The organism is Armatimonas sp., from assembly GCF_031410135.1.
GTDB lineage: Bacteria > Armatimonadota > Armatimonadia > Armatimonadales > Armatimonadaceae > Armatimonas.
The window spans coordinates 1-1,421 of record NZ_JANNYP010000536.1; the positions used below are offsets into that span (position 1 = coordinate 1).

The following is a 1,421-nucleotide window of genomic DNA, read 5'->3' on the forward strand; positions in this document are numbered from 1 at the left end:
GGAGCAGAAAAATCCCGATCTTGATCAGTGCCCCTGAGAAGCGTCCAGAGATCATTATCCCGATAATCAGTCCAAGCAGCGCCAGAGTTCCGGTCAGCAGGAGCGCGATATAGCCGTAGCCCAGTATGATCCAGCCGACTATTTTCTGCTGATAGTCTGCCGGATTTTTCTGCGCGTCCGCCTCCAAGCGGTGCACATAGGCCTCAAACTCTTCATTTGTCCACTTCTTTGCCATCTTAAACCTCCCTCCGATTAAAATCGGGGGCTCCCTTCGGGAAACAAAGTCCGGGTACCCTCTGGGTGCGGGCTCCTCAATTTACAGTGAGCCCTTCCGAGGGCACCGGGCGGATGATGCGACCCGCGCCTGCGTCTTTGAGGGCGGCGATGGTGCGCTCAGGTTCGAACGTGAGGCAGAGCACCGTCCCGCCCTGCCCTGCTCCCGCAAGCTTGGCGCCTAGCGCGCCGTTTGCCAGCGCCACTTCCACCAGCTTGTCCACGGCGGCTCCGCTCGCCCCAAGACGAAACTGCACCTCCTGGTTCTGGTTCATCAGGGCGGCAATCGTCTCCCAGTCACCTGCCATCAGGGCTTGCTTGCCACTGCGTGCTAGCTTGGGCACAAAGGCATCGTAGAGCTTGCGCACTTCGGGGTCGTTGTCGAGCCAGCGCTGGCGCACGGGCTTGTGGGCCGCGCCCGAGTGGTGCTTGACCCCGGTGTGAGCCAGCACAAACGGCAAGGGCTGGGGAACAAGGTCTAAGAGCGGCTCGACCGTGGCGTAGGGCTGCTCGTCCATGGCGATATGGCTCCCCTTGTCGCGGAAGTCCATGTAGTTGAGGCCGCCAAAGACCGCCATGTGCTGGTCCTGAAACCCACAGATCACTCCGAGAATCTCGTACTCAATCTTGCGGATCGCGGCGGCGATGGCGTGCTTGTGCTCCACCCGCCCAATTTTCTTGGACACCGCGCCATACACAGCGGCCATGAGCGCCGTCGAGCCCGCCAGTCCTGCCTGCATGGGAATCTCGGTGCTGGTCGTGAGGTGAAAGTGCGCTTCCCCCGGATCAATCCCCATGCCCTTCAGTACGGCCTTCGCTAAGTCCAAGCGCGGGAACTCCTCCGAGGGCTCTAGGTCTGCCGGGCTTGCGATAACTTGTCGCTCGCCATTATCGGCTTCTAGGATCAGCGCCGCTGAGTCGGTGTCGGAAAGGGTGCAGGTCGCACGCTCGGAGAGAGAACAAGAGATTACAGAGCCGCCGTACATGTCGGTCGGGTTGCCCAGCACGCCACAGCGTCCGGGCGCAGTTGCCACGATCATGGAGGCATTTTACAGCATTTCCCCCCACGGCTGGTTTGGCCGCCCCCGGCTCCCGTCGGTCCACTCAGCGCCACCCCCACCCGATAACGGGGGAGGGGGTGGTTGGGG

At 61.7% G+C, this 1,421-nt stretch carries 1 protein-coding gene and 1 pseudogene; both read right to left on the bottom strand.

Annotation, left to right across the window (positions count from 1 at the left end; all coding sequences use genetic code 11):
* Positions 1–235: pseudogene (locus tag RMO15_RS19870) on the bottom strand (hypothetical protein); the annotation flags it as partial.
* Positions 236–311: 76 nt separating this feature from the next.
* On the bottom strand, positions 312–1,313 hold the full coding sequence (locus RMO15_RS19875; protein ID WP_309715905.1) for a hypothetical protein: 1,002 nt from the start codon (positions 1,311–1,313) through the stop codon (positions 312–314).
* Between the last annotated feature and the right edge of the window lie 108 nt (positions 1,314–1,421).

Excerpts from the sequence above, each read along its gene's own strand:
- RMO15_RS19875 (WP_309715905.1), bottom strand. The coding sequence starts at position 1,313 with ATGATCGTGGCAACTGCGCCCGGACGCTGTGGCGTGCTGGGCAACCCG.